We start from the raw sequence: 2,881 nt of genomic DNA, 5'->3' as shown, positions 1-2,881 counted from the left end.
TCGATGCGACCGTCTTGTTCGATGGCGATGGTGACGGCGGAGCCGATGAGGGCTTCGACGTCCCAGTTGCTGCCAACGGCGTCGCCTGCTTGGGCAGCCGCCTCTGAGATATAACTGTCGAGCATGCCTTGGCCGTATTCATCGCGGCTGTACACAATCACGCGGTAGTCAAATAGCTCATTCACACCATCCGTGCCGTCTAATTGGCTGAACATGATTAAGCGTGTACCCATGCTGCTGACAGGTATCTTCGGTCCGCTTAAACTGATGGTGCGGTGATTGGCCATGGCTTCTCCGAGTTTATATATGTACAAGGTACGGTTTTATTTTTTATTCACATAGGGGAATCAAGAGTATTTAAGATATCACTAACAGGAATCTCCATAACCTCTGATTCATAGTGCCCCCCTAGATAGATAGGAGCTATAACTTTACATTTAACTGTTTTCTGATTTTTCAACAAAGCGCGAACTTTATCTTTGCCAACTTCAGCCCAGGCGTTATCTGTATCCACAAACCTGACAGACTCAGAATAAAAATATAAGTTTTTATTGTTATCAAAACTGTAGTTTGGCTCAATATTGTCAAATATAGCGGACATTACGTAGCCCTCCTCTGGGAATATTTTTTTCCCTTGCTCAAGTGGACAGGCTAACAATCTTCCTGATGACTCTCTGCGTGTAAATAAGTTTGGCAAGTCAATATCTGAATAAAAACTCAATGCAAAATTCGTTTTACCATCTGCCTTAAAACTAACATAGTACAGTTTAGCCACTGGTTTTTGATAAACTGCCATACAAGCCTCCATTAAAAAAGCACTTAACATCAATACAATAAGTCTTAAAAATTTTCTTTTCATTTCAACTACCTCATAAATCACTTCTCAGAGACTCAATTAAGAAGTCCAAAGCTGATTTACCATCTTGAATTGGTGCAGTAAAAATAAGATCAGCATCCAAATGATATAAATCAACCTTGGCATTCACTGTTGGCCCAGAAACTGGTCGCCATTGACTACCCAAATCTGCAACAAAATCAGAGAAATCATAACTTTTACCCGAGCAACCTACATTAATCCATTTATTAGCTCGAACTTTTGGAGTTTTCCAAAAAATGTTCGATACAATTGCCACACCAGCCCCCACACCAACTGGGTCTAAGGTAATTAGCATTGTTGTCGTAATGCCTTTCTCAGCTAGCTTTCTTGTGATGTACGCGCCATTCCAGCCGCCAAGGCTGTGACCAATGATATAAACGAGGTCATCTTTAGCAATCTTATCGATCACATTCTTCTTAATATCATCAGTTTCATAAATTTCGTAATATCCAAGATACTCCTCCTTTATTGCATTTATTTTGCTGATTAACTCATTGTTTTTTCTCGCAATGAATTTTTGTTGAGCATATACAATGTTCTTGTTGGGCCCTGAAAAAGCGTACATCTTCTTATCTCCAGCACCGCCAATCCAGAAAATAACAGCTTTCCTGTTAATCGTGACGGTTGTGGTTGGTTCATTTTTTTTGGTTGTTGCAACCGCATGATATGTCATTATAAGCTCTCCTGACCATTCATTTTATTCTCCGCTCGTGTGCCTAAATAAACTTTCACATCTTTTTCTCCATAGGTAACAACTCGCTCTGTCAAGCCGTTTTCATCTGTAATTCCAGAGAACGTGAGTCCATTACCACACTCAATAAAATAAGGAAGATTTGATAACAACTTACCTGTATTTTCATTTTTTATTTCAAACTGATGACTAAAATCGCCTTCAAATTTTGGCATTTTATACGGCAACGCCTTCGGCCCTGGCAAATCATGATCTGCCGCCCAAGCCTTCCATTGCCCTGGTGTACCCTCTTCAATCCCGCTCTTGTTGATGCGGATGTAGGAGCCACCAGCGGTGATGAGTACTTCTTCTTTGGCGGCAATCTCGATGCTCTTCTTGGCAGAGATGATTTTAATGATCTTCTCTGCAATCACTTCAATATTATCACTCTGCGCCTGAATCTCAACAGGCCCTTTGGCGGCAAATAGTTTAATGCCTAGGCTCTGTGTAAAGAAACTGACGCCTTTGGCAACCGATGCAGCGAGTCGTTTGCCGACGCTGACGGAGAGGTCTTGCCCACTGGTGAGAGCGGTGTGTTGACCACTGGCGATGTGGACGCTCTGTGGTGTGGTGACTTGGACGCCTGCGACACCGTGCATGAGCAGGTGTGGGGCGGTGAACTCTTTGGTTTGACCTTTGCCTTGATTGTTGAGGCCATGCTCTGCGGGCGGTGGGGCTTCGGCTTCGGGGAGTTTCTTGAGTGCGCCTTTGAGGCTTTGGTCGGCGGCGGCTTTGAGCGATGTGTTGAGTGCGCTGTGGCTGCTCTGCGGTAAACTGGCTTTGAATGCTTCGTCTGAGGCACGTTGCATGGCGGCCAGTAAACCTGGATTGTCCGCATGTTGCGCCAAGAGTGCGGCATTGCCATCGACCATGTTCAAGCCTGCAGCCAAGGCCGCTTGGGCGGCACTGGCGCTGGCTTGGCTCATACTGCTGGCCACGCTGGCCATGTGGCGGGCCACGGCTTTGTCGGCGATGCTTTGTGCAGCGTCTGGACTGAGGCCTACGAGCTGGGCGTCTTTGAACCCTGCGCCGAAGGCTTCGCCTAGGGCACTTTGTGTGGTTTGGTTCAGGCTGTTGCTCAGAACGCCACTGAGCATGCTGCCCAGTGGGCCGTTGAGGGCTTGTGCGGTGCTGTTGTTGGAGGTTTCAGCTAAACCGCTGACGCTGTTGCTGGCGATACCGCCCATCGCGCCGTTGACCGCTTGGCTGAATGCGCCTTTGAGGGCGAGCTTGCCTTGTACCGCGGCGGCGGTGTCGGTGAGGTTGGCGGCGCT

4 protein-coding genes are annotated in these 2,881 nt (G+C 46.8%); all 4 read right to left on the bottom strand.

All coding sequences use genetic code 11. The features are described 5' to 3' along the window. A partial coding sequence (locus DFR44_RS11235) for a hypothetical protein (RefSeq protein WP_211336969.1) occupies nucleotides 1–287 on the bottom strand: 287 nt, incomplete at its 3' end. A 47-nt stretch (nucleotides 288–334) separates the two neighbouring features. Continuing rightward, nucleotides 335–796, bottom strand: coding sequence for a hypothetical protein (locus DFR44_RS11230; protein ID WP_133621656.1), 462 nt, complete (start codon nucleotides 794–796; stop codon nucleotides 335–337). A gap of 73 nt (nucleotides 797–869) precedes the next feature. Beyond that, nucleotides 870–1,550 (bottom strand): alpha/beta hydrolase family protein, encoded by a 681-nt coding sequence (locus DFR44_RS11225; RefSeq protein WP_133621655.1) that lies wholly within the window; start codon nucleotides 1,548–1,550, stop codon nucleotides 870–872. Beyond that, on the bottom strand, nucleotides 1,550–2,881 hold a 1,332-nt coding region (locus DFR44_RS11220), incomplete at its 5' end, for a DUF2345 domain-containing protein (protein ID WP_133621654.1). The genes DFR44_RS11225 and DFR44_RS11220, both read right to left, overlap by 1 nt.

Source organism: Hydromonas duriensis (assembly GCF_004363775.1).
Classification (GTDB): Bacteria; Pseudomonadota; Gammaproteobacteria; order Burkholderiales; family Burkholderiaceae; genus Hydromonas; species Hydromonas duriensis.
The sequence above is the reverse complement of the archived record's forward strand: the minus strand, read 5'-3'. Positions and strand labels throughout refer to the sequence as shown.

What these genes read in the sequence shown, in the direction of transcription:
- DFR44_RS11230 (WP_133621656.1), bottom strand. Translation starts at nt 796, where the DNA reads ATGGCAGTTTATCAAAAACCAGTGGCTAAACTGTACTATGTTAGTTTT.
- DFR44_RS11225 (WP_133621655.1), bottom strand. Translation starts at nt 1,550, where the DNA reads ATGACATATCATGCGGTTGCAACAACCAAAAAAAATGAACCAACCACA.